Source organism: Streptomyces sp. NPDC051211 (genome assembly GCF_040689505.1).
Taxonomy (GTDB): Bacteria; Actinomycetota; Actinomycetes; order Streptomycetales; family Streptomycetaceae; genus Streptomyces.
In genome coordinates this window covers 1-22,750 of record NZ_JBFBAV010000049.1, presented here as the reverse complement: position 1 = coordinate 22,750, position 22,750 = coordinate 1, and the positions used below count along the sequence as shown (strand labels likewise).

At 71.1% G+C, this 22,750-nt stretch carries 24 protein-coding genes and 1 riboswitch; of the genes, 11 read left to right on the top strand and 13 right to left on the bottom strand.

Translation table 11 applies throughout. From position 1 onward, the window contains the following. Nucleotides 1-11: 11 nt before the first annotated feature. Nucleotides 12-848: a helix-turn-helix transcriptional regulator gene (locus tag AB0447_RS31385; protein ID WP_366480251.1), complete on the top strand. Its 837-nt coding sequence runs from the start codon at nt 12-14 to the stop codon at nt 846-848. Further along, nucleotides 832-1,077: a DUF397 domain-containing protein gene (locus AB0447_RS31380; protein ID WP_366480250.1), complete on the top strand. Its 246-nt coding sequence runs from the start codon at nt 832-834 to the stop codon at nt 1,075-1,077. The genes AB0447_RS31385 and AB0447_RS31380 overlap by 17 nt, the downstream gene beginning before the upstream one ends. Here AB0447_RS31380 and AB0447_RS31375 read toward each other — a convergent pair. From AB0447_RS31375 to AB0447_RS31365, 3 genes are all read right to left on the bottom strand, one after another. Continuing rightward, entirely contained in the window at nt 1,064-2,494 is a 1,431-nt protein-coding gene (locus AB0447_RS31375; RefSeq protein WP_366480249.1) for a PQQ-binding-like beta-propeller repeat protein, read from the bottom strand. The two genes, AB0447_RS31380 and AB0447_RS31375, sit on opposite strands and share 14 nt — an antisense overlap. Nucleotides 2,495-2,534: 40 nt before the next feature. Further along, on the bottom strand, nt 2,535-3,137 hold the full coding sequence (locus tag AB0447_RS31370) for a Uma2 family endonuclease (protein WP_366480248.1): 603 nt from the start codon (nt 3,135-3,137) through the stop codon (nt 2,535-2,537). A 106-nt stretch (nt 3,138-3,243) separates the two neighbouring features. Continuing rightward, nucleotides 3,244-3,843 carry a phosphoribosylanthranilate isomerase gene (locus AB0447_RS31365; protein ID WP_366480246.1) on the bottom strand — a complete coding sequence of 200 codons (600 nt, stop codon included), beginning with the start codon at nt 3,841-3,843 and terminating at the stop codon, nt 3,244-3,246. 113 nt (nt 3,844-3,956) lie between these two features. Here AB0447_RS31365 and AB0447_RS31360 point away from each other — a divergent pair, with 113 nt between their 5' ends. Further along, complete coding sequence (locus tag AB0447_RS31360; RefSeq protein WP_366480245.1) at nt 3,957-4,337, top strand: type II toxin-antitoxin system RelE/ParE family toxin; 381 nt, start codon at nt 3,957-3,959, stop codon at nt 4,335-4,337. After that, nucleotides 4,334-4,669 carry a helix-turn-helix domain-containing protein gene (locus tag AB0447_RS31355; RefSeq protein ID WP_366480244.1) on the top strand — a complete coding sequence of 112 codons (336 nt, stop codon included), beginning with the start codon at nt 4,334-4,336 and terminating at the stop codon, nt 4,667-4,669. Before AB0447_RS31360 ends, AB0447_RS31355 begins: the two co-directional genes overlap by 4 nt. 76 nt (nt 4,670-4,745) lie before the next feature. Here the strand turns inward: AB0447_RS31355 and groL are convergent, their stop codons facing one another. From groL to thrC, 4 genes are all read right to left on the bottom strand, one after another. After that, nucleotides 4,746-6,371, bottom strand: coding sequence for a chaperonin GroEL (groL, locus tag AB0447_RS31350; protein WP_366480243.1), 1,626 nt, complete (start codon nt 6,369-6,371; stop codon nt 4,746-4,748). A 310-nt stretch (nt 6,372-6,681) separates the two neighbouring features. Further along, entirely contained in the window at nt 6,682-6,885 is a 204-nt protein-coding gene (locus AB0447_RS31345; protein ID WP_005315736.1) for a cold-shock protein, read from the bottom strand. Between the two features lie 431 nt (nt 6,886-7,316). Continuing rightward, a complete protein-coding gene (locus tag AB0447_RS31340; protein ID WP_366480242.1) occupies nt 7,317-7,592 on the bottom strand; it encodes a MoaD/ThiS family protein in 276 nt (91 codons plus the stop codon). A gap of 35 nt (nt 7,593-7,627) precedes the next feature. Beyond that, on the bottom strand, nt 7,628-8,926 hold the full coding sequence (thrC, locus tag AB0447_RS31335) for a threonine synthase (protein ID WP_366480241.1): 1,299 nt from the start codon (nt 8,924-8,926) through the stop codon (nt 7,628-7,630). Then, nucleotides 8,920-9,069: riboswitch (SAM riboswitch) on the bottom strand. Its footprint overlaps the gene before it by 7 nt. Nucleotides 9,070-9,244: 175 nt before the next feature. Between thrC and AB0447_RS31330 the strand changes: the two genes are divergently transcribed. Together AB0447_RS31330 and AB0447_RS31325 are read left to right on the top strand one after the other, a co-directional pair. Further along, nucleotides 9,245-10,222: a glucosyl-3-phosphoglycerate synthase gene (locus tag AB0447_RS31330; RefSeq protein WP_366480240.1), complete on the top strand. Its 978-nt coding sequence runs from the start codon at nt 9,245-9,247 to the stop codon at nt 10,220-10,222. 61 nt (nt 10,223-10,283) lie between these two features. Then, complete coding sequence (locus tag AB0447_RS31325; RefSeq protein WP_366480239.1) at nt 10,284-11,657, top strand: trehalose-6-phosphate synthase; 1,374 nt, start codon at nt 10,284-10,286, stop codon at nt 11,655-11,657. Here AB0447_RS31325 and otsB read toward each other — a convergent pair. The 3 genes from otsB to AB0447_RS31310 form a co-directional block, all read right to left on the bottom strand. Next, complete coding sequence (gene otsB, locus AB0447_RS31320; RefSeq protein ID WP_366480238.1) at nt 11,654-12,511, bottom strand: trehalose-phosphatase; 858 nt, start codon at nt 12,509-12,511, stop codon at nt 11,654-11,656. The genes AB0447_RS31325 and otsB overlap by 4 nt on opposite strands. A gap of 117 nt (nt 12,512-12,628) precedes the next feature. Continuing rightward, nucleotides 12,629-12,868, bottom strand: a complete 240-nt coding sequence (locus AB0447_RS31315) for a DUF3263 domain-containing protein (protein ID WP_366480237.1) — start codon at nt 12,866-12,868, stop codon at nt 12,629-12,631. Nucleotides 12,869-12,916: 48 nt separating this feature from the next. Next, entirely contained in the window at nt 12,917-14,170 is a 1,254-nt protein-coding gene (locus AB0447_RS31310) for an extracellular solute-binding protein (protein ID WP_366480274.1), read from the bottom strand. A 281-nt stretch (nt 14,171-14,451) separates the two neighbouring features. On the opposite strand from AB0447_RS31310, the gene AB0447_RS31305 reads away from it, so the two are divergent. The 3 genes from AB0447_RS31305 to AB0447_RS31295 all read left to right on the top strand — a co-directional run bounded on the left by AB0447_RS31305 (nt 14,452) and on the right by AB0447_RS31295 (nt 17,515). Further along, nucleotides 14,452-15,345, top strand: a complete 894-nt coding sequence (locus AB0447_RS31305) for an ROK family protein (RefSeq protein WP_366480273.1) — start codon at nt 14,452-14,454, stop codon at nt 15,343-15,345. Continuing rightward, on the top strand, nt 15,345-16,496 hold the full coding sequence (gene nagA, locus AB0447_RS31300; RefSeq protein ID WP_366480236.1) for an N-acetylglucosamine-6-phosphate deacetylase: 1,152 nt from the start codon (nt 15,345-15,347) through the stop codon (nt 16,494-16,496). The genes AB0447_RS31305 and nagA overlap by 1 nt, the downstream gene beginning before the upstream one ends. 92 nt (nt 16,497-16,588) lie before the next feature. Then, entirely contained in the window at nt 16,589-17,515 is a 927-nt protein-coding gene (locus AB0447_RS31295) for a 1-phosphofructokinase family hexose kinase (RefSeq protein ID WP_366480235.1), read from the top strand. A 20-nt stretch (nt 17,516-17,535) separates the two neighbouring features. Here the strand turns inward: AB0447_RS31295 and AB0447_RS31290 are convergent, their stop codons facing one another. Together AB0447_RS31290 and cdgB are read right to left on the bottom strand one after the other, a co-directional pair. Beyond that, nucleotides 17,536-18,531, bottom strand: a complete 996-nt coding sequence (locus AB0447_RS31290) for a carbohydrate-binding protein (protein ID WP_366480234.1) — start codon at nt 18,529-18,531, stop codon at nt 17,536-17,538. Nucleotides 18,532-18,599: 68 nt separating this feature from the next. Beyond that, the gene (cdgB, locus tag AB0447_RS31285; RefSeq protein ID WP_366480233.1) at nt 18,600-20,318 is read right to left on the bottom strand and encodes a diguanylate cyclase CdgB; all 1,719 of its coding nucleotides are present in this window, start codon (nt 20,316-20,318) and stop codon (nt 18,600-18,602) included. 381 nt (nt 20,319-20,699) lie between these two features. Between cdgB and AB0447_RS31280 the strand changes: the two genes are divergently transcribed. Then, a complete protein-coding gene (locus AB0447_RS31280; protein ID WP_366480232.1) occupies nt 20,700-21,272 on the top strand; it encodes a flavin reductase family protein in 573 nt (190 codons plus the stop codon). 71 nt (nt 21,273-21,343) lie between these two features. On the opposite strand, the gene arfB is transcribed toward AB0447_RS31280, so the two are convergent. Continuing rightward, on the bottom strand, nt 21,344-21,769 hold the full coding sequence (gene arfB / locus AB0447_RS31275) for an alternative ribosome rescue aminoacyl-tRNA hydrolase ArfB (protein ID WP_366480231.1): 426 nt from the start codon (nt 21,767-21,769) through the stop codon (nt 21,344-21,346). Between the two features lie 167 nt (nt 21,770-21,936). On the opposite strand from arfB, the gene AB0447_RS31270 reads away from it, so the two are divergent. Further along, the gene (locus AB0447_RS31270; protein ID WP_366480230.1) at nt 21,937-22,512 is read left to right on the top strand and encodes a TerD family protein; all 576 of its coding nucleotides are present in this window, start codon (nt 21,937-21,939) and stop codon (nt 22,510-22,512) included. Nucleotides 22,513-22,750 lie beyond the last annotated feature (238 nt).

Genomic DNA, 22,750 nt, shown 5'->3' with positions numbered 1-22,750 from the left:
AGGGAGTTGCCATGCCAGGAAAGAACCTCGACCCCTCCTCCTCACCACGCGCCCTGCTCGGCTCCGAACTGCGGGTCGCCCGCGAACGCGCCGGCAAGAGCCAGGCCGAACTCGGCGAACCGCTCTTCGTCAGCGGCTCGTTCATCGGCCAGCTCGAAGCGGGCACCCGCCGGATGCACCTCGAACTCGCCCGCCAGATAGACGACATCCTCGACACGGGCGGCTTCTTCGCCCGCAACTGCGGGGCGGCCGCCAAATCCAAGTACCCGGACCACTTCGCGGCGGCGGCCGAGGCGGAAGCCTTGGCAAAGGCCATCCGCGAGTATGCGCCGCTGATCATCCCGGGGCTGCTCCAGACGGAGGCGTATGCGCGGGAGGTGTTCAGGGCGTACCAGCCGACGGCGACGGAGGAGACCATCGACGAACTGGTCACCAACCGGCTCGCTCGCGCAGCTCTTCTCGCAGATCCAACAACGCCGCTGTTGTGGACCGTTCTTGACGAGGCAGTCCTACGACGGGTGGTCGGCAGCGCCGTGGTGATGGCGGAGGCTCTGCGCCACCTCGCTGCCCTGATGCAAACACACCGAATCATCGCCCAGGTGATCCCGTTCCACGCGGGCGCTCACTCAGCCTTGGGTGGCCCCCTCAGGCTGATGTCCTTCGACGACGCACCCCCACTTGCCTACGTCGAAGGCCTGGGAACGGGACTGCTGTTGGACGATCCGGCCACCGTCACCCACCACACGCTGACCTACGATCTCCTCACGGCCAACGCGCTCTCACCGCGCAAGTCGCTGGCCTTGATCGAGTCGGTGGCGGAGGATTACGAGCATGACGAGCACGCCTGAGTACGACCTGTCGGCGGCCACCTGGCACAAGTCCAGCTACAGCGCCGGCGACGGCGGAAACTGCCTGGAGATGGCCACCTGGCGCAAGTCCACCCACAGCGGCGGCGACTGCGTCGAAGTCGCCGACGGCCAACCCCACCTCGTCCCCGTCCGGGACTCCAAGCGCCCCGACGGCCCCCACCTGACCTTCCAGGCGGCAGCCTGGTCCGCCTTCGTCACCACCCTCTGACCGGGTCCACGTCGAACGTCGGTGGCAGTTCGCCGCCGTCCTCGTCCATGTTCACGAAGACGTAGCTGCCGGGCGGCCCCGGGAACACCTCGAACCGCTGCCCGAGCGGCACTTCGCGCAGGATGGCGGACTCCTGCCGGGGCCTGCCCGTGCCCGCGTCCAGGCGCCACAGGTGCGTCCAGGGGTACTTCGAGGTCACGACCGTGACCTCGTTCCCCCGCCCCGGCCCCAGGCCGAGGACGTTCCCGCCGTCCAGTGAGCGGTTCCAGAGGCGGCGGCCGTCCGTGAGGGAGTATGCGGACACCGACTGCTTCTTCTTCCCCCGCTGGACCGGGGTGATCAGCAGATCGCCCCGCACCCACGGTGCTGGGGCCGGCAGCAGGTCCTCCTCCGGGCCGGACACCGGCACGGAACCGCGCTGCCGCCCGGTCTCGTCGAACAGCAGCACCGATTCCGTGTTCCGGATCGCGATCGGGTCAGCGGAGAGCACCCGGACCACCTCCAGCCCGGCCGTCGGGGGCAGCGGGCTCTGCCAAGCCTGCGCGCCGGTGCGCGCGTCGACGGCCGTGAGCCGCATGGCGCGCTCGCACTGCTCCACGTACAGGACCCGCTCCCGCGCGCCGTCCAGGGCTTCGATCGAGCACCTCGGTGCTCTCTTCACCCGCCAGCGCTCCGTGCCCTCGCGCACGTCGAGCCCGACCAGCGCGTCCTCCTGGACGATGACGGCCGTGCCGGCCACGACGGCGGGCGGGACCCGTTCGGCGGTCGGGGCGGACTTGGTCCACAGGGTCCGGCCCTCGGCGAGGTCGACCGCCACGAGCTTCGTTCCGCAGGCCGAGCCCGGTCCTCCGTACGCGAGGGCACCGATGTCCGAGGGGGCGGTGCGGCTCAGCGCGCAGACGAGGGTCCCGTCCGGGGCGGGCAGCCGCCAGCCCTTGCGGCCCTCCCCGTTGTAGGCGATCAGGCCGTCCGTCCGGGCCCGTACGAGCAGACCGGAGCGCTCCGACGGCCAGACGCCGAGCGGCTTCGCCGACGTCGGGCGGACGGGCTCCTGCCAGCCCGAGAGGTCCATCTGCGGGCCCCGCATCCACTCGAAGGCCAGCCAGCCGGGCCAGAGCACGGCCAGGGCGGCGACGAGGGCGAGCGCGCGGGCCGGGCGGGAGGTGCGGATGCCCTTCTCGTCCTTGACCCGGGACCACACGAACCAGGCGGCCACCCAGAGGAGCGGGGTGAAGATGATCAGCCAGCCCATGCCGCGCGGGCAGTCGTCGGAGCCGCACTCGTTGTAGGGCATGTCGACGAACGCGAGCTTCCAGAAGAGCACGAAGTACAGCGCGGTGACGGCGGCGAGCGCCGCGGCCAGGCCGAGCCAGGCAGCCCCGATGAGCCGCTCGGCCGGCGGCAGTTCCTTGTCCATGATCCCCCCCGGCGCAGCCTATCGGCCGGGGCGGCAGGGCTCAGTGGGGGAAGGCCCTGGTGTCCAGCTTCAGCCCGAAGGGCTTGGGGAGCTCCAGAGCATCGCCGAACGCCACACGGTCTGCGTGCTTGTACGCGCCGTTCTGCGGTTCGGTGAACAGCGTGGCAGTGGGGCCGTGCTCGTCGAAGCGGTCGATGAGCAGGTAGGCCGGCACCGGGGCGTGGGCGTACGCCCAGAGCTTCTTCTTCCGGTCGTCCTCGGCGTTGCCCTTCGAGGTGATCTCCACGACGAGCAGCGCCTCGGCCGCGTCGACGGGGTCGTTGACGTCCGCGTCGATGCCTTCGACCGGTTCCCGCGGTGCAACCACCAGGTCCGGCACGTACAGCTTGCCCAGCGGGGCGATGTGGATGCCGAGGGTCTGGTAGATCCCCCATTCCGGGGACAGCACCGGGTACAAGGCATGCTGCACACGCTCGGCAATCCCGTTGTGGTGGCGGTGGGGCGGCGGTACCAAGTGGATCTGTCCTCCGTCGATCTCGGCGCGCCAGCCCTCTGGCACATCCAACTCACGCCAGCTCTGCAGCAGGTACTCCCACGCACGGCCACCGGCACTCCGGCCGGGCTCGACCATGGCAGCGGTCATCGCGGGTCCCCTCTCCTGTGGCCCATGGGGGCGAGCGTAGATCGACGGTTTGGCGGCACGGGCCGCCTTTCATCAGCGTCCCACGATCGAGGGGCGCACGCAGCGACTAGCCGCGGGCCGCCTCGATGAAGGCGCGGATCAGGTCCGGGGACTTCACGCCGCGCGAGCTCTCCACCCCGCTGGACACGTCCACTCCCCACGCCCCGGTCACCTCGACGGCCTCCCGCACCGTGGCCGGGGTCAGCCCGCCGGCCAGCAGCCAGCGGCCTTCGGGTGCGGTGAAGTCCGCCGAGCCCCAGTTCCACGGCTTGCCGGAGCCGGGGTCGGGGGCGTCGATGAGCAGCAGGTCCTCGCCGTACTCCCCGCAGCGCTCGGCGTGCTCGGCGGTGGCCCGCAGCAGGGTCCGACCCTCGGCGCGCAGGGCCGCGAAGTCCTCGGGCCCCTCCTCGCCGTGCAGCTGGATGCCCCGCACCCCGCTCTCCTCGGCGAACCGGCGCACCTCCTCGACCGACTGGCACCGGAACACCCCCACGGTGAGCACCCCGGCCGGCACCCGCCCGGCCAGCCGCCGGGCGGTGGTGGCGTCGACGGTCCGCGGGCTCCCGGGCGCGAACACGAACCCGACGGCGTCGGCCCCGGCGGCCACGGCCACGTCGACGTCCGCCTCGGCCTTCAGGCCACAGATCTTGATGAACACGTCAGTCATACGGCCAGTCAACCAGGTCACCCCGCGTCAACACCCAGGAGTTCCTCATCCGGTGAGGCGCTGCGGACGGAACAGCCGTATGATGTCGTCCACGACATCATACCTTCCGCCGCATGGACGACGATCTGCACGTGATCGAGGTGGAACCCGAAGTGCGCACCTGGCTGGAACCTCTGCCGGACAAGCAGCACCGCAAGGTAGAGGAGTACGCGGAGCTGCTGGCCGTCCACGGAGCCCGGACTCCCATGCCGTTTGCCCGCCCCCTCAGGGGCGGGGTGTACGAGCTGCGGCCCACGCTCGACGGTGTCGCGACGCGGATCACGTACTGGTTTGCGCCGGGCCGCCGGATCGTGCTGCTCACCGTCTTCCGGAAGACGCGTATGCACGAGGCGGACCAGATCGCCCGCGCGGTGGCAGCCCGTATGGTGTGCGAGATGAAGCACGGCCCGGCCCACACGGTGTACAGCCGCGGCGAGGAAGGCGACGCATCATGAACCACGCGCGTTGGAAACTGGCCCGCGAGAAGAAGGCCTCCGGAGATTACGCCGAGTCCCCCGAAGCAGCCGCGGAACGCTCGGAGGTCCGGCTGGCGATGGCCTTCGCCAAGGCCGTCTACGACCGGCGCAAGGCGCTGGGGCTGTCCCAGGCCCAGCTGGCCGAGCGGGCCGGTCTCACCCAGGCGAAGATCTCCCGTATCGAGGGCGCCGACGCCGTGCCGACCCTCCCGCTGCTGCGTCGCCTCGCAACCGCTCTGGACGCGGCTTTGAACATCGCGCTCGACGCGGACCACGAGGAGGTCCGCTTCGTGGCACGGTCGGCCGCCTGAACGCCCGAGGGCGGTATCCCCCGCTGGGGATACCGCCCTCGGCTTACAGCTTCTGGAGCTACCGATCCGCGGGGGATCAGAAGTCCATGTCACCGCCCGGCATGCCGCCCGGAGCGGCGGCAGCCTTCTCCGGCTTGTCGGCGATGACGGCCTCGGTGGTGAGGAACAGCGCCGCGATGGAGGCCGCGTTCTGCAGGGCAGAGCGGGTCACCTTCGCCGGGTCGATGATGCCCGCGGCGATGAGGTCGACGTACTCGTTGGTCGCGGCGTTCAGGCCGTGGCCGACGGGCAGGTTGCGGACCTTCTCCGCCACGACGCCGCCCTCGAGGCCGGCGTTGATCGCGATCTGCTTCAGCGGGGCCTCGAGGGCCAGCTTCACGATGTTCGCGCCCGTGGCCTCGTCGCCCGTGAGGTCGGCCTCGAGCTTCTCGAAGACCGAGGAGGCCTGGAGCAGGGCCACGCCGCCACCGGCGACGATGCCCTCCTCGACGGCCGCCTTCGCGTTGCGAACGGCGTCCTCGATGCGGTGCTTGCGCTCCTTGAGCTCGACCTCGGTCGCGGCACCGGCCTTGATGACCGCAACACCGCCGGCGAGCTTCGCCAGGCGCTCCTGCAGCTTCTCGCGGTCGTAGTCGCTGTCCGAGTTGTCGATCTCGGCGCGGATCTGGTTGACGCGGCCCTGAACCTGGTCGCTGTCACCGGCACCGTCGACGATGGTGGTCTCGTCCTTGGTGATGACGACCTTGCGGGCGCGGCCCAGCAGGTCCAGGCCGGCGTTCTCGAGCTTGAGGCCGACCTCCTCGGAGATGACCGTGCCACCGGTGAGGATGGCGATGTCGCCCAGCATGGCCTTGCGGCGGTCGCCGAAGCCCGGAGCCTTGACCGCGACGGACTTGAAGGTGCCGCGGATCTTGTTGACGACCAGGGTCGACAGGGCCTCGCCCTCGACGTCCTCGGCGATGATCAGCAGCGGCTTGCCGGACTGCATGACCTTCTCCAGCAGCGGAAGGAGGTCCTTCACGTTGCTGACCTTGGAGTTGACGATCAGGATGTACGGGTCGTCGAGCGACGCCTCCATACGCTCCATGTCGGTGGCGAAGTACGCCGAGATGTAGCCCTTGTCGAAGCGCATACCCTCGGTGAGCTCCAGCTCCAGACCGAAGGTCTGGGACTCCTCGACGGTGATGACGCCTTCCTTGCCGACCTTGTCCATGGCCTCGGCGATGAGCTCGCCGATCTGGGTGTCGGCGGCGGAGATGGAGGCCGTGGAAGCGATCTGCTCCTTGGTCTCGACGTCCTTGGCCTGCTCCAGCAGGGCGCCGGAGACGGCCTCGACGGCCTTCTCGATGCCGCGCTTGAGGGCCATCGGGTTGGCGCCGGCGGCCACGTTGCGCAGGCCCTCGCGGACGAGCGCCTGGGCGAGGACGGTCGCGGTGGTCGTACCGTCACCGGCGACGTCGTCGGTCTTCTTGGCGACTTCCTTGACCAGCTCGGCGCCGATCTTCTCGTACGGGTCCTCGAGCTCGATCTCCTTGGCGATGGAAACACCATCGTTGGTGATCGTGGGCGCGCCCCACTTCTTCTCGAGGACGACGTTGCGACCCTTGGGGCCAAGGGTGACCTTGACGGCGTCGGCGAGCTGGTTCATGCCGCGCTCGAGACCGCGCCGGGCCTCCTCGTCGAACGCGATGATCTTGGCCATGTGAAGTGGTCCTCCCGGACGGGGTGGATTGCTCCGGACCGCGCTGGCGCCCGCGACGGACGGCCTGCGTGCCAGGCGGTTCCTTCCCGCCGGACACTGCGGGCCTCACCGACCCGGTCCTCGTCTATGTAGCACTCTCACCTGGAGAGTGCTAACGCCAATGATTAGCACTCGACCCCCACGAGTGCAAGCGGCTTCGGGCAAGGACCGGACATCCTCCGGCTGCGATGCAGGTCAACGCGCGAGGGGCCCGCATCCCTGTCCGGAATGTGGGCCCCTCGCGTGTGCGTGTCGGTGGTCGACGTCCTGGTCAGACCGCGAGCTTGACCATGTCCGCCTGCGGACCCTTCTGGCCCTGCGAGATCTCGAACTCGACCCGCTGACCCTCTTCGAGGGTGCGGTACCCGTCCATCTGGATGGCGCTGTAGTGGACGAACACATCCGCACCACCGTCGACCGCGATGAAGCCGTAGCCCTTCTCCGCGTTGAACCACTTGACGGTGCCCTGAGCCATGCCTAACTCCCCTATTACTGGCCCTTGCGCAGGACCGCACTTCGCGGTCCCGGGTCAGAACTTGCGTCGGAACGCGTCGACCGCGGCTGAATGTATCTGGACCGGAGCTGTCTGCAACAGGTCATTCCGACGAGAATTCTGGACATGCGAATAGCTTGAAATAGAGTGAAAATTTGCCATATCCCAGGGCAAGTTGGACCTGGCGAAACACGCCAAAGCCTCATATCGCACACGCACATTGGCCCGATGTCGACCATGGGGAGGCCCGCTCATATGCGGCGGGCAAGAACGGCGGAGGGGACTTCCCCAACTCTACCGCGCCCAATCAAGCAGAATTGCCCCCTCCGCTTTTGCGGAGGGGGCAATTCAGGGTTTGCGCGTGTCAGCTACCGACGGGTCGGCAGCCGCCCGCCGGCACGGTGCCGGTCCGGTCAGCCGCCCGCGACGGCCGGAATGATGGAGACGCCCGCACCGTCCGGAGTCGCAGCCTCCAGGCCGCCCTCGAAGCGCACGTCGTCGTCGTTGACGTAGACGTTGACGAAGCGGCGGAGCTTGCCCTGGTCGTCCAGGACGCGCGCGGCGATGCCCGGGTGGTTCTTCTCCAGCGACTCGATGACCTCGGCCAGGGTCGCGCCCTCGGCCGGGACCTCGGCAGCACCACCGGTGTAGGTGCGCAGGATGGTGGGGATGCGGACGTTGACGCTCATGGCGCTACTGCCTTTCCGGTAGTACGGGGAGATGGTCAGGCCAGGCCGGCGGCGCGGAACGCGTCCAGGCTGGGGCGGATGGTGGCGGTCTGGCCGCTGTCCGCGGCCACCGCCTCCAGGGTCTTGAGGCCGTCGCCGGTGTTGAGGACGACGGTGGTCAGCGCCGGGTCGAGCTGCCCGTTCTCGATGAGCTTCTTCGTCACGCCGACGGTCACGCCGCCCGCGGTCTCGGCGAAGATGCCCTCGGTCTGGGCGAGCAGCTTGATGGCCTCGACGACCTGGGTGTCGTCGACGTCCTCGACGTAGCCGCCGGTGCGGCGGGCGATGTCGAGCACGTACGGGCCGTCGGCCGGGTTGCCGATGGCGAGGGACTTGGCGATGGTGTTCGGCTTCTGCGGGCGGACCACGTCGTGGCCCGCCTTGAAGGCGGTGGACACCGGGGAGCAGCCCTCGGCCTGGGCGCCGAAGATCTTGTAGGGCTTGTCCTCGACCAGGCCGAGCTTGATCAGCTCCTGCAGGCCCTTGTCGATCTTCGTCAGCTGCGAGCCGGAGGCGATCGGGATCACGATCTGGTCGGGCAGCTGCCAGCCGAGCTGCTCGCAGATCTCGTACGCCAGGGTCTTGGAACCCTCGCCGTAGTACGGGCGCAGGTTGACGTTGACGAAGCCCCAGCCCTCGCCCAGCGGGTCGCCGATGAGCTCGGAGCAGAAGCGGTTGACGTCGTCGTAGTTGCCCTCGATGCCGACCAGGTCGCCACCGTAGACACCGGCCATGACAACCTTGCCCTGCTCCAGGTCGTGCGGGATGAACACGCAGGACCGGAAGCCGGCGCGGGCGGCCGCGGCGCCGACGGCGCCGGCCAGGTTGCCGGTGGAGGAGCAGGAGAGCGTGGTGAAGCCGAAGGCGCGGGCGGCCTCGACGGCGATGGCCACGACGCGGTCCTTGAAGGAGTGCGTCGGGTTGCCGGAGTCGTCCTTGACGTAGAGCTTGCCGGTGATGCCCAGCTCCTTGGCCAGGTTCTCGGCGTCCACGAGCTTGGTGAAGCCCGGGTTCAGGTTGGGCTTGGCGGCGACGTCGGCCGGGACGGGCAGCAGCGGGGCGTAACGCCAGATGTTGTTCGGGCCGGCCTCGATGGCGGCGCGCAGGGCTTCGGGGTCACCGGTGGGGAGCTCGTACGCGACTTCCAGCGGTCCGAAACACTCGTTACAGGCGAAAATGGGACCGAGGTCGAAGCGGGTGCCGCATTCACGACAGGAGAGCGCAACGGCAGGTCCGAGATCGACAGAGGTGGCGACAGTCTGTGCAGCCATGATGGCGAGGCCCTTTCTCCTCATCTTCCCCGTGGCGCACTTCGCCACGAGACGGATTTGGCACCTTCCCTAGCCGGGGACCTCGCTGCTGAGCGCAGACGCGAGAACCGACTGGAGGGTTGCCGGGGCTTCAACGGGCCGTGTCCCTCTGCCCCTCTGGATGAGCGGTATGGCGCCGGGCCGCGCGCTCTATGGCGCACCCGGGCATTTGTGTGCGAGCACCCCCGGCATGCGGGGGTCCTGCGCGTTGTTCAAGACTGTAACCGACGGATCGGGCGGATGAGACAGCTGTCCGAACGGCGAGATGGATCTCATGACGGACGGATTCAGGGAGTGCCGCAGGTGCTGGAAGAGGTGGAGCGCTGGCTGGGCCGGCGGTCCTGGACTGCCGCCGACAGGCCGCTCGACCAGCTGCTTTCCGCGAAGCGGGCGGCTGGGACGACGGTCAGTGTCGTGCTTCCCGCGCTCGACGAGGAGGCGACCGTCGGGGAGATAGTCGAGGTGATCCGGCGGGAACTGATAGACGGCCTTCCGGTTCCTCTTGTTGACGAACTCGTAGTAATCGACTCCGGGTCGGCCGACCGGACCGCGGAGGTCGCGGCCAAGGCCGGCGCCCGGGTGGTGCACCGCGACGAGATCCTCCCCCGCATCCCGGCCGTGCCCGGCAAGGGCGAGGTGCTGTGGCGCTCCCTGCTGGCCACCACCGGGGACATCGTCTGCTTCGTCGACGCCGACCTGCGCGACTTCTCCTCCGCCTTCGTCTCCGGCATCGTCGGCCCGCTGCTGACCGACCCGGACATCCAGTTCGTCAAGGCCATGTACGACCGCCCCCTCGGCACGGAATTCGACGGGCTCGCCTCCGGCAAGACCCCCGGCCAGGGCGGCCGGGTGACGGAATTGGTGGCCCGGCCGCTGCTCAACCTGCACTGGCCCCGGCTGGCCGGCTTCGTGCAGCCGCTGGGCGGCGAGTACGCCGTACGCCGCTCCCTGCTGGAGCGGCTCCCCTTCCCGGTCGGCTACGGCGTGGAGCTGGGCCTGCTGGTCGACGCCCTGCACACGGTCGGCCTGGACGCCCTCGCGCAGGTCGACGTCGGGGTCCGGCTGCACCGCCACCAGGACGGGCAGGCGCTGGGCCGGATGGCCGCCGCGATCTACCGGACCGCCCAGGTCCGGCTCTCCCGCGGCCACCTCGTCCGCCCCGCCCTCACCCAGTTCGAACGCGGCCCGGACGGCTTCGTCCCGCACACCTACCCGGTGGACACCGAGGAGCGGCCGCCGATGCGCGGCATCCGGGAGTACGCCGTCCGCCGCGTGGCCTAAGCACACGCGGAAGCGGAAGAACTCACGTTTGAGTGGGGGCGGGCCGGGCTAGGTTGGCCGCATGGCTTCCCAGGTACTCGTCGCAGCCAACCGTGGCCCCCTCTCGTACGCCCTCGCCGCCGACGGCACCCTCGGTGCCCGGCGCGGCGGGGGCGGTCTCGTCTCCGGCCTCTCCGCGGCCCTCGCCGAACAGCCGGACACGCTGTGGATCTGCGCGGCGCTCGGCGAGGCCGACCGCGAGGCGGTCCGGCGGGGGCTGTCCGAGCCGGGCGTGCGGATGCTGGAGATCGACGGGACGGTCTACGACGACGCGTACAACGGCATCGCGAACTCGGTGCTGTGGTTCCTGCACCACGGGCTGTACGAGGTGCCGCGCGCGCCGGTCTTCGACGCGGAGTTCCGGCGCCAGTGGGACTCGTACCGGACCTACAACCGGACCTTCGCGCAGGCACTGGCGGCCGAGGCCGCCGACGGCGCCGCCGTCCTGATCCAGGACTACCACCTCTCCCTGGCCCCGGGCATGCTCCGGGAGCTCCGCCCCGACCTGCGGATCGCCCACTTCACCCACACCCCGTGGGCGACGCCCGAGTACCTGCGGATGCTGCCGTCCGACGTCCGCGAGGAACTGCTGCGCGGGATGCTCGGCGCCGACCGGCTCGGCTTCCACACCGCCGCCTGGGCGGCGGCGTTCACCGAGTGCGCGCAGGCCGTCGAGTCCGCCCGCCGGCCCGAGGTGGCGGTGTACCCGCTGGGCGTGGACGCGGACGAGCTGCGCGCGCTGGCCCACCGGCCCGAGGTGAACGACCGGCTGGCTTCGCTGCGCGCGGAGGTCGGCGACTGCCGCACGATCGTGCGGGTGGACCGCACCGAGCTGTCGAAGAACATCGTGCGCGGCCTGCTCGCCTACCGGGAGCTGCTGGCCGGCCGCCCCGAGTGGCGCGGCCGGGTGGTCCACCTGGCCTCCGCCTACCCGTCCCGGCAGGACCTCGCGGTCTACCGCACGTACACGGCGGCGGTGGCGGAACTGGCGGAGGAGATCAACGCCGAGTTCGGCACGGCGGACTGGCAGCCGGTGCACGTGTCCGTGAAGGACGACTTCGTGCGCTCGCTGGCCGCGTACCGGCTGGCGGACGTGGCGTTGGTCAACCCGGTGCGGGACGGCATGAACCTGGTCGCGAAGGAGATCCCGGTGGTGTCGGAGGCGGGCTGCGCGCTGGTCCTGTCGACCGGGGCGGGGGCGTACGACGAGCTCCGCAGGGACGCGCTGACGGTGAACCCGTACGACGTGTCGGAGACCGCCGAGGCCCTGCACCAGGCCCTGTCGATGCCGCCGGAGGAGCGCACGGAACGCACGAAGCGCCTGGCCACGGCGGCCACGGCCCTGCCCCCGGCGGCCTGGTTCACTGCCCAGCTGACGGACCTGCGGGGCTCCTAGGGGGTGTCGGAGTCGATGGCCCGGGCCAGGGTGGCGAGGAAGGCGGCGACCTTGCCGGGGCCGGCCAGGGTGAGGTCCGCGCGGGCGGAGAGTTCGGGGACTTCCGCGGAGCCGCTGCAGACCAGGAGGCCGGGCAGGCCGTCGGCGCGGCGCTTCTCCACGGCCGCGAAGGCGGCGAGGTCGCCCAGGTCGTCGCCCGCGTACAGCACTGCTTCCGCTTCCGTTTCGGCGAGGTACTCGGTGAGGGCCACTCCCTTGTCGGTGCCCGGCGGGCGGAGTTCCAGGACGGCGCGGCCGGGTTCGACCACCAGGCCGTGGCGCCGGGCCAGCTCGGTGAGGGGTTCGCTCAGGGCCGCGAAGGCGGCGGAGGGGTCCTCGGTGCGGCGGGTGTGGACGGCGAGGGCCCGGCCCTTTTCCTCGATCCAGGTGCCCTGCCAGGCCCCGATCGAGTCGAGGAAGCCCGGCAGCTCGGCGCGGACCGCGGCGACGCCGGGGTGCTCGGCGGGGGCGTGGACGTTCCCGGTGACGGCGTCCCAGCGTTCGGCCCCGTAGTGGCCGAGGACCACCAGGTGCTCCAGGCCTGCTGCGCCGGCGAAGCCGCCGTAGCGGACGGCGACCCCGGCCGGCCGGCCGGTGATCACCGCGACGGAGCCGACCCGGGGCGCGAGCGCGGACAGCGCCGGGAGGGCGTCCGGGTGGGCGCGGGCCTGGTCCGGGTCGGGCACGATCTCGGCGAGGGTGCCGTCGAAGTCGAGGGCGACCACGGATCGGCGCGGTGCGCGGAGCAGGGCTTCGAGTCCCTCGCGTCCGGCAGCGGTGACGGGCATCGGCATGTCGTGCGGATGGCTCCCCATGCCCCCGACCCTACCGGCGCCCGCGGGGGCCCGCCCAGGCTTCCGAACGAAGGGCACGGAACCCCCTGCCGGCGGGCCCGGCGGTCCCCCTGCCGGCTGGCCCTTACCGGCGGTCCCTTACCGGCGGGCCCGGCGGTCGGCGCGGATGCGGCGGAGGCGGTTGACCGTGCCGGGGGCGTGGGCCAGTGCGCGGGGGTCGTCCATCAGGGCGTTGAGCAGCTGGTAGTAGCGGACCGGGGTCATGCCGAGGTGTTCGCGTATCGCGCGCTCCTTGGCGCCGGGCCCGGGCCAGGTGCGGCTCTCGTACGCGAGCACGGCGGCCTCGCGCTCCGAGAGTTCCTGCCCGTCGTCTGTCATACCGTCCAACATATCGCCGGGCTCCGACACCCCCGGCGCCGCCCGTGGTCAGCCCGCTTCGGCCACGCGGGCCTCGCCGGCCAGGTCCTCCAGGGTCTGGGACGGGGAGGCCGGGGGCGGCAGCAGGGCGCTGCCGATGCGCTGCTTGACGTTCTCGCTGACGCCCGCCCAGGACTTCTTGTTCACCGGGTAGAGCCGTGAGCTCGGCAGGGCCTTCAGGAAGGTGCGCAGCCGCGGGTCGGCTCCGCCGGTGCCCTGCTCCATCGCGCGGTAGCCGCTGGTGGTGACGGGCAGCAGGCCGTACGTGCCGGTGAACCTGGTGACGTTCTCCGGCGCGTACAGGTGGTCGAGGAATTTGCCGGACTCCTTGCGGTGCCCGTTCTTGAAGGCCATCACCCAGTCGGCGACGCCCATGGCGGGGCGGGGTTCGCCGTCGATGGTGGGCAGCGGGACCATGCCGTACTTCACGCCCTTGGATTCGGCCTGCTTCATCAGGGTGGGGTGCCCGTTGAGCATGCCGGCCTCGCCCCGGGAGAACGCGTCGAAGGCGGCCTGCCGGTCCAGCTTCGCCGGTTCGACCGGGCCGGTCAGGCCCTGGCCCGTGAGCTTGTCCCGCAGCCAGGTGAAGGTCTTGACGTTGGCCGGGGAGTCGAGCGCGTACTTCTCCTCGGTGTCGGTGTAGCCGCCGCCGCCGGCGAGCAGCCACATCATGGTTTCGGCCTGGGCCTCCTCGCGGCCGAGGGGCAGCGCGAAGGGGGTCGTCACCCCGGCGGCCTTCAGCTTCTTCGCGGCGGCTTCCAGGTCCGCCCAGGTCTTGGGGGCCCAGGAGGTTCCGTCCTTGCCGGTGATCCCGGCGTCGGCGAAGAGCTTCTCGTTGTAGAAGAGCAGCCGGGTGCTGGCCACGAACGGCATGCCGTACTGGACCCGGTCGATGGTGCCGGCGTCGGCGAGCGGGGTGAGGAAGTCCGCCTCGGTGTGGACGGAGAGCAGTTCGTCGGCGGAGTAGAGCTTGTCGGCGGCGGCGTAGTCGGCGTAGGCGCCGATCTGTGCGATGTCGGGGGCCTTGCCGGCGGCGACCATCTCGGCGACCTTGGCGTCCACCTCCGACCAGGACAGGACGGTCACCTCGACCTTGATCCCGGGGTTGGCCTTCTCGAAGCCGTTCGCGAGGTTCTTCCAGTAGGCGGCGGAGGAGTTCTGCGGATTGTCTCCGTAGTCGGCCGCCACGACGCGGAGGGTCACCTCGTTGTCCTCGCTGAGGCCGAGGGCTCCGCAGCCCGTCAGCGCGCCGGTCAGCGTCATGGTCAGGCACAGTGCGCCGACGGTCGTGGCCAGCTTTCGGTAACGGCCCTGCACAGCTCTCGATCCACCCCTGGTTGTCCGTACGATGCCCATAAGGTCTACACCACTTCGCCAACGCCGCAGGACCCGGGGGGCGGACCTGCGACATCCGCGTCCCCGAATTTGTATGGCCACTCAACAATCCCCCTCAATGGACTAGACCTTTCCCCTTGATGCACGCGAGACTGTCACCCGTGAAACCCGTGAAACACGTCATCGCCCTCGATGTGGGCGGCACCGGGATGAAGGCCGCCCTCGTCGCCGAAGACGGCTCCCTGCTCCACCAGGCGCGGCGCGCGACCGGCCGCGACCGGGGCCCCGAGGCCGTCGTCGAGTCGATCCTCGACTTCGCCGCCGAACTGCACGCCCTGGGCACCGACCGGTTCGGGCGGGCGGCCTCGGCCGCCGGAGTCGCCGTCCCCGGCATCGTCGACGCCGAGAACGGCATCGCCGTGTACGCGGCCAACCTCGGCTGGCGCGACGTACCCCTGCGCGCCCTGCTCAGCACACGGCTGGCCGGCATCCCCGTCGCCCTCGGGCACGACGTCCGCACGGGAGGACTCGCCGAAGGCCGCATCGGCGCCGGCCGCGACGCCGACCGCTTCCTCTTCGTCCCGCTCGGCACCGGCATCGCAGGCGCCATCGGCATCGACGGCCGGATCGAGGCCGGCGCCCACGGCTACGCCGGCGAGATCGGACACATCGTGGTCCGCCCCGGCGGCCCCGAGTGCGGCTGCGGCCAGCGCGGCTGCCTGGAGACCCTGGCTTCCGCCGCCGCCGTCTCCCGCGCCTGGGCCGCCGCCTCCGGAAACCCAGACGCCGACGCCGCGGACTGCGCCGAGGCCGTCGCAGCCGGCGACGCCGCCGCCGGGCAGGTGTGGCAGGCCGCCGTCGGCGCGCTCGCCGACGGCCTGGTCACCGCCCTCACCCTGCTCGACCCGCGCACGCTGATCATCGGTGGCGGGCTCGCCGAGGCCGGGGAAACCTTGTTCACACCACTGCGGACGGCCGTCAAGGAGCGCGTGACGTTCCAGCGGCTGCCCGACATCGTGCCGGCGGCCCTCGGGGACACCGCCGGATGCCTGGGCGCAGGGCTGCTCGCCTGGGACCTACTCGCCACGGAGGTACCTGCCTGATGTCCGGAAGCGCACACAGCACCGTTCTCTCCGGCGCCAGGGTGGTGCTGCCCACCGGGACCGTCGCGAACGGCCGGGTCATCGTCTCCGGCGACCGGATCGCGGGCAGCGCGCCCGAGGCCGCCGAGCTCGTCGACCTGTCCGGACACTGGGTGGTCCCCGGCTTCGTGGACATGCACAACCACGGCGGCGGCGGGGCCTCCTTCACCTCCGGCACCCCGGAGGAGGTGCTCAAGGGCGTACGGACGCACCGCGCGCACGGCACCACCACCCTGATCGCCTCCACCGTCACCGGCGACCTCGACGAACTCGCCCGGCGGGCCGGCCTGCTCGCCGAACTGGTGCAGCAGGGCGACCTCGCGGGCATCCACTTCGAGGGCCCCTTCATCTCCCCCTGCCGCAAGGGCGCCCACAAGGAGGACCTGCTGCGCCACCCGGACCCCGCCGAGGTCCGCAAACTCGTCGACGCCGCCCACGGCACCGCCCGCATGGTCACCCTGGCCACCGAGCTGCCCGGCGGCCTGGACTCCGTACGGCTGCTGGCCGAGCACGGGGTGATCGCCGCGATCGGGCACACCGACTCCACGTACGAGCAGACCCGCGAGGCCATCGACGCGGGCGCCACCGTGGCCACCCACCTGTTCAACGCCATGCCGGCCCTCGGGCACCGCGCCCCCGGCCCCATCGCCGCCCTGCTGGAGGACGAGCGGGTCACCGTCGAGCTGATCAACGACGGCACCCACCTCCACCCGGCCGCCCTGGAACTGGCCTTCCACCACGCGGGCGCCGGCCGGGTCGCACTGATCACCGACGCGATGGACGCGGCGGGCTTCGGCGACGGCACCTACCACCTCGGCCCGCTGGAGGTCGAGGTCAGGGACGGCGTGGCACGCCTCGTCGAGGGCGGCTCCATCGCGGGCTCCACGCTCACCCTGGACACCGCCTTCAAGCGGTCGGTGACCGTCGACCGGCTGCCGGTGGAATCGGTGGTCCGGGCGATCTCGGCGAACCCCGCAAAACTCCTCGGCCTGTACGACCGGGTCGGCTCGCTGGAGCCCGGCAAATACGCCGACCTGGTCGTCCTGGACGAGGACTTCGACCTCAAGGGCGTCATGCGGCGCGGCGAATGGATCGTCAGCCCGCTCGCCTGAGCGGGTAGTCGAAAGGCGGCGGTCGGCCCCGGGGACTGGGCGGACCGCCAACTGTTTGGCATGATCCCGGCACCGACCGACCGGGGGGTGCCATGATCCTGACCGTCACGCTCAACACCGCGCTGGACGTGACGTACCACGTGCCGCGACTGCTCCCGCATGCCTCGCACCGCGTCCGCGACGTCCGTGAACGGCCGGGTGGCAAAGGCGTGAACGTGGCCCGGGTACTGGCCGCGCTGGGGCACGGGGTGACCGTCACGGGCTTCGCCGGTGGACCGCACGGCGAGGTCCTGCGTACCTCCCTCGCCGAGGCGCCGGGCGTCGCCGACGCACTGGTCCCGTGCGCCGGGAACACCCGCCGCACCGTCGCCGTGGTCGACGCGTCCACCGGGGACACCACCCAGTTCAACGAGCCCGGCCCGGCCATCTCCTCGGTCGAGTGGACCCGCTTCCAGGCCCGCTACCAGGAACTCCTCGGCACCGCCCGCGCAGTCGCCCTGTGCGGCAGCCTCCCCCCGGGCCTCCCGGTGGGCGCGTACGCCGTCCTCGTCCGGGCGGCCCGCGCGGCCGGGGTCCCCGTCCTGCTGGACACCGGCGGAGAGGCCCTGCGCCGCGGTGTGGCCGCCCGCCCCGACCTGATCAAGCCGAACGCGGTCGAACTGGCCGAGCTGACCGGGTCCCGCGAGCCCCTGCCCGCCACCCTGGCCGCCCGCCGCCGCGGCGCCCACGCGGTGGTCGCCTCCCTCGGCCCGGCCGGCCTGCTGGCGGCCACCCCGGAGGGCACCTGGCAGGCGGCCCCGCCGCGCGCCCTGTCGGGCAACCCGACGGGCGCGGGCGACTCGGCGGTCGCGGGCCTGCTGTCGGCCTTGGCGGAGGGCCTGGACTGGCCGGAACGCCTGACCCGCGCGGTCGCCCTGTCGGCGGCGACGGTGCAGGCCCCGGCGGCGGGAGAGTTCGACCCCCGCACCTACGAAGAGCTGCGGGGGTCGGTGAAGGTGACGTCAGGTCAGCCCGACTAGCGGCCGGCGGGCCGACGGGCTCAGCCCGAGAGACCGGTCAGCCAGAACTGGTCGATGTTCGCGTTGCACTTGTTGTTGGCTTCGCAGGACAGCTTGATGGTGTTGGTGCCCTCCTTGAGGTCCACCTGACCCCAAGTGGTCTGCCAGCCCTTCTCCCAGTCGCCCTTGGGCTGCTTGGAGAAGTTGTGCAGTCTGACCGGCTTCTCGTTCGGCTTGCCGTTGATCGTCAGGGTGCCGTCGGCGTCCTCACCCGGAATGCCGTACCGGATGTAGAAGCGGTACTTGCCGGCCTTCGGCGCCTCCAGCGTCCAGGTCACCGCCGCACCGACCTGGTTGAAGTTGCCGACGTACTGGCCGCTGGCGGACTTCGCGCCCGGAATCACGCTCTGCAGACCCGCGTTGCCCGTCAGAGCCATACCGGGGCCGCCCGCGTCGCCCTTGGGCAGCACCGGGCCCGAGGACTTCGACGTGCTCGGCTCCGGGCTGGCCGAGTTCTGCGGGGCCGCCGACTGGTTCTGGGTGCCGCCCGCGGGCTGCTTGCCGGCGGTGTCGTCCTTCTCACCCTTGTCACCGAAAGTCATCGCCGCGCCGATGCCGATGGCAACCGCGGCGACCACCGCGATCGCGGCGATCAGCAGGCCGCGCCGGCTTGAGCCGCCACCGCCGCCGTGCGAGGCGATCCGCTGGGTGTGCTGCTGCGGGGGCTGCGGGGGCAGGGCCTGCGGCGGAACGCCGTAGCCGCCGCCCTGGATCGCCTCCGGGGCCGCGTAGTGCGGCTGCGGCTGCGGCGGCACCTGGCCGCGCTGGCCGCCGGGCCTGCGCTCGCCGACCGTATGGACCTGGTTGTACGAGGTCCGCGGCACGCCGGGCTGCACGCCGGGCTGACCACCGACCGTCGGGCCGGGGTAGCCGTATCCACCGCCCGACGGGGGCGGGGTGGCTCCGGCAGCCTGGCCGTCCGCGTAGAGGTAGCCGAACGGATCGTCGTCCTCGGGCTTGTTCGCGGGGGTGGTCATCGCAGGTCACTCCTTTCGACCCACGGGAGCCTACCCCGAACACGTGCACACACGGGCTTCGGATGCCCTCAGCCGGCCCGCCGGTGCGCCTTGGAACGGGACCTTTTCTCGATGTACATCCGCTGGTCGGCCGAGCGCAACACCTCGTCCGCGGACATGCCGCAGCTGGCCCAGCCGATGCCGAAACTGGCCCCCACCCTGACCGCACGGCCGTCCACCCGGATCGGCGGGATGATCGCGTTGCGCAGCCGCACGGCGAGATCGGCGGCATCGGCCGCCCCCAGCCCGTCGGCAAGGACGACGAATTCGTCACCACCCAGCCGAGCGACGGTGTCACCGTCCCTGACGCCCGTCGTCAGCCGCCGGGCCACCTCGATGAGCACCGCGTCACCGGTGTGGTGCCCGAACCGGTCGTTGATCGACTTGAACCCGTCCAGGTCGCAGAAGAGGACGGCCAGGCCCTTGGTGCCGTCGTCGATGTCGGTGGCGGGGGCCACGGTGTGCACGTGGTGGTCGTACGGGCCGCCGGCGACGGCACCCGCGCCCGGCCCGCCACCGTGCCCGTGACCGTTGCCGCCCGGCGCACCGGGGAACTCGAAGGGGTCGGGGAGCCCGTCGGGCCGGAAGCCGTGCTCCCCGGAGACGGCCGCCGCGCCCCGCTCCTCGAAGGCCGCGTCCAGCGCCTCCACGGCCGTGGCCCGCACCGACTGCGGGCGGCGGCACAGCCGCGCGCCGAGCCGGGCCCGCAGCTCGGCGCTGTTGGGCAGGCCGGTCAGCGAGTCGTGGCTGGCCCGGTGGGCGAGCTGCAGCTCGTGCCGCTTGCGTTCCTCGATGTCCTCGACGTGGGTGAGCAGGAACCGCGGGCCGTCGGCTGCGTCGGCGACCACCGAGTTCCGCAGCGACACCCATACATAGGTGCCGTCCCGGCGGCCGAGGCGGAGCTCGGCCCGGCCGCCCTCGGCGGAGGTCCGCAGCAGCGTCCCGATGTCCTCCGGGTGCACCAGGTCGGAGAAGGAGTAGCGGCGCAGCACGGACGCCGGGCGGCCCAGCAGCCGGCAGAGGGCGTCGTTGGTGCGCAGCAGCCGGCCGTGCTGGTCGCCGCCCATCTCGGCGATGGCCATGCCGCTGGGCGCGTACTCGAAGGCCTGCCGGAACGACTCTTCACTGGCTCGGAGCGCCTGCTGCTCGCGCTCCAGCCGGACCAGGGCGCGCTGCATGTTCGCGCGCAGCCGGGCGTTACTGATCGCAATGGCGGCCTGGAAGGCGTACATCTGGAGCGCTTCGCGCCCCCACGCGCCGGGGCGGCGGCCGTTGCGCGGCCTGTCCACCGAAATGACCCCGAGCAGCTCGCCGCCGGAGGCGTACATCGGCGCGTACAGCCGGTCCTCGGGGTGCCATTCGTCCTTGAAGCGGGGCTCGGGGCCGTCGGTGTGCCACTGGGGCACGTCGTCCTCCAGCAGGACCCAGCCCTCGGTGTGCGGGATGAAGCGCAGGCCGTCCCAGGACTCGCCCATGGAGAGGCGGCGCTCCCAGGAGGACCGGGAGCCGACCCGGCCGGTGATCAGGGCTTCGGCGGCGGGGTCGCCGGCGAAGGCGGCGACGACGAGATCACCGTCGGGGCGGACGAGGTTGACACAGGCGAGTTCGTAGCCGAGGCCCACGACGATGCCGTCCACGACGGTCTGCAGAGTGTCCGCCAGGCTCCTGGCCGTGTTGAGTTCGGCCACCACCTGGTGCAGCTGCCGCAGGGTCGCAAGACGGACGTACGGCTCCGACTCGGTCTCCATTGCTCGCTCTCCCCGAGACCTCGACAGCAACTCCAGGTTTGTCATCGGCGTTTCGTTGCGGTGTCCCGTCCACTGAATCACAGTGAGCTGTGCGCCAGGTACACAGGGTCAACAAATCTTGCTCTCTGTGACTTAAGTCACACGATATGGAAATAGGGGTACGGGAGGGGTGGGAGCGCTCCGCTCCATTACCGGAAGCAAACGATACGTCGCGGGTCCTAGGTCGCGGTGCCGGGACCGCCGCGGCACACCGCCGAACGGACCCGGACCGGCCTCGGACCGGCCTCGGACCGGCCTCGGACCGGCCTCGGACAGGACTAGGACCGGACTCGGACCGCGGTCCGATGCGGGGCCCGGGAGGGCGAGACTAGCGTTCGGGTCATGCTGAAGACGAGACCCGGGACCGGACCCGGCACTGCCCCCACCCCTCATGCTGAAGGGGTGAGCAACGAAGACTTCCGGGCCGCGATGTCCCGGCTCGCGGCGGGCGTGGTGCTGGTGACCGCGCACGAACCGCCCCTGACCGAGGGCGGCCCGCGCGGCGAGGACGCCGGCATGACGGCCACCGCCTTCATGTCCGTCTCGCTGGACCCGCCGCTGGTGGTGGTGAGCCTGCGGGAGGGCTCCCGGATGGACGACCTACTGGCCGAACAGCCGCTGTGGGCGGTGTCGGTGCTGGCCGACGGCCAGCGGCAGGTGGCCGGCCGGTTCGCGATGAAGGGCCGCATCAGCGACCGGCTCCTCTTCGCCGACCTGCCGTATTCCAGGGGCGAGATCTCGGGCGCGCCGCTGATCGGGGGCGCACTGGCCACTCTGGAATGCCGGACCGAATCCCGGGTACCGGCCGGCGACCACACCCTGGTCATCGGCCGGGTCCTCGGCGCGACCCTTCCGCCCGCCGAGGGCGGCCCGCTGATGTACTTCCGCGGTGGCTACCGCCGGATGGGGGCGTAGGCGGCTCGCGCTGCCGACCGGACGGGGCGGTGCCTGCGGGAGCTGCCGGCCCTGGGCTACCAGTCGCGGCGCTACCAGTCGCGGCCGGAGCGGCCCCGCTTCGTCTCCGCGCGGGCCTTCTTCTCGCGCAGGCGCCGCTCGTTGATCCCGCGGGGGATCTTCGTCGCGCGGCGCGGCTTGGGCGGCGGGGCGGTCGCCTCCGCCAGCAGCGAGGCCAGCCGTACCAGGGCCATCTCGCGGTTGCGCCACTGCGAGCGGTGCTCGGACGCGCGGACCGTGACCATCCCGTCCACCAGACGGGAGGCCAGCCGCTCCAGCGCCCGCTCCTTCCACACATCGGGCAGCGCACCGGTGTCGCGCAGGTTGAACAGCAGCTCCACCCGGGAGTCGGAAGTGTTGACGTGCTGTCCGCCGGGCCCCGAGGAACGCGAGAAGCGCCACGTGAGCTCGGCCTCGGGCAGCACGACCGAACCGCGGATGACATAGGGACCAGGCATGCCCCCATGGTCCCGCCCGGCCGCACTCCCCGTCACCTCCATTTCGCATCCTTTTCGCACAACCGACCGCCGGGCTGGAACCTCCCGTCCCCTCCCCGCGTTAAGACAGTCAGCGGTAGCTTGACCACACGGTCTTGACGGTCATGGTTCGAGGAAAGGGACATCCGATGGCGGTAAGCCTGTCCAAGGGCGGCAACGTCTCGCTCACGAAGGAGGCGCCCGGCCTCAGCGCGGTCACGGTCGGTCTCGGCTGGGACGTCCGTACGACGACCGGCGTGGACTTCGACCTGGACGCGTCGGCCATCGCGGTGAACGCGACGGGCAAGGTCGTCTCCGACGGCCACTTCGTCTTCTTCAACAACAAGTCCACTCCGGACCAGACCATCGTCCACACCGGTGACAACCGGACCGGCGAAGGCTCGGGCGACGACGAGGCCATCAACGTCAACCTGGCGGGCCTGCCCGCCGATGTCGACAAGATCGTCTTCCCGGTGTCCATCTACGACGCCGACTCGCGCAGCCAGAACTTCGGCCAGGTGCGCAACGCGTACATCCGCGTCGTCAACCAGGCCGGCGGCACCGAGATCGCCCGCTACGACCTCTCCGAGGACGCGGCGACCGAGACCGCGATGGTCTTCGGCGAGCTCTACCGCAACGGCGCGGAGTGGAAGTTCCGCGCGGTCGGCCAGGGTTACGCCTCCGGCCTGACCGGCATCGCGCAGGACTTCGGCGTCAACGTCTGAGTCCGGGCACGCGGCACCGGCCCGAGCGGCCGATGCCCCGATAGCCGAAGCCCCCTCCCGGCCGTCCGGGGAGGGGGCTTCGCCACGTCCGGTACCGGGCGCCCGGCCGCAAGGACCGGGATGCCCGGGTAAAGGGGGCACGGCCTAGTCTTCTGAGTCATGAATTCTGTTCAGATGTGTAGGCTTGCTCCATGGCACGAATGGGGCGACCGAAGGCCGAGTTGACGCTGTCGGACGA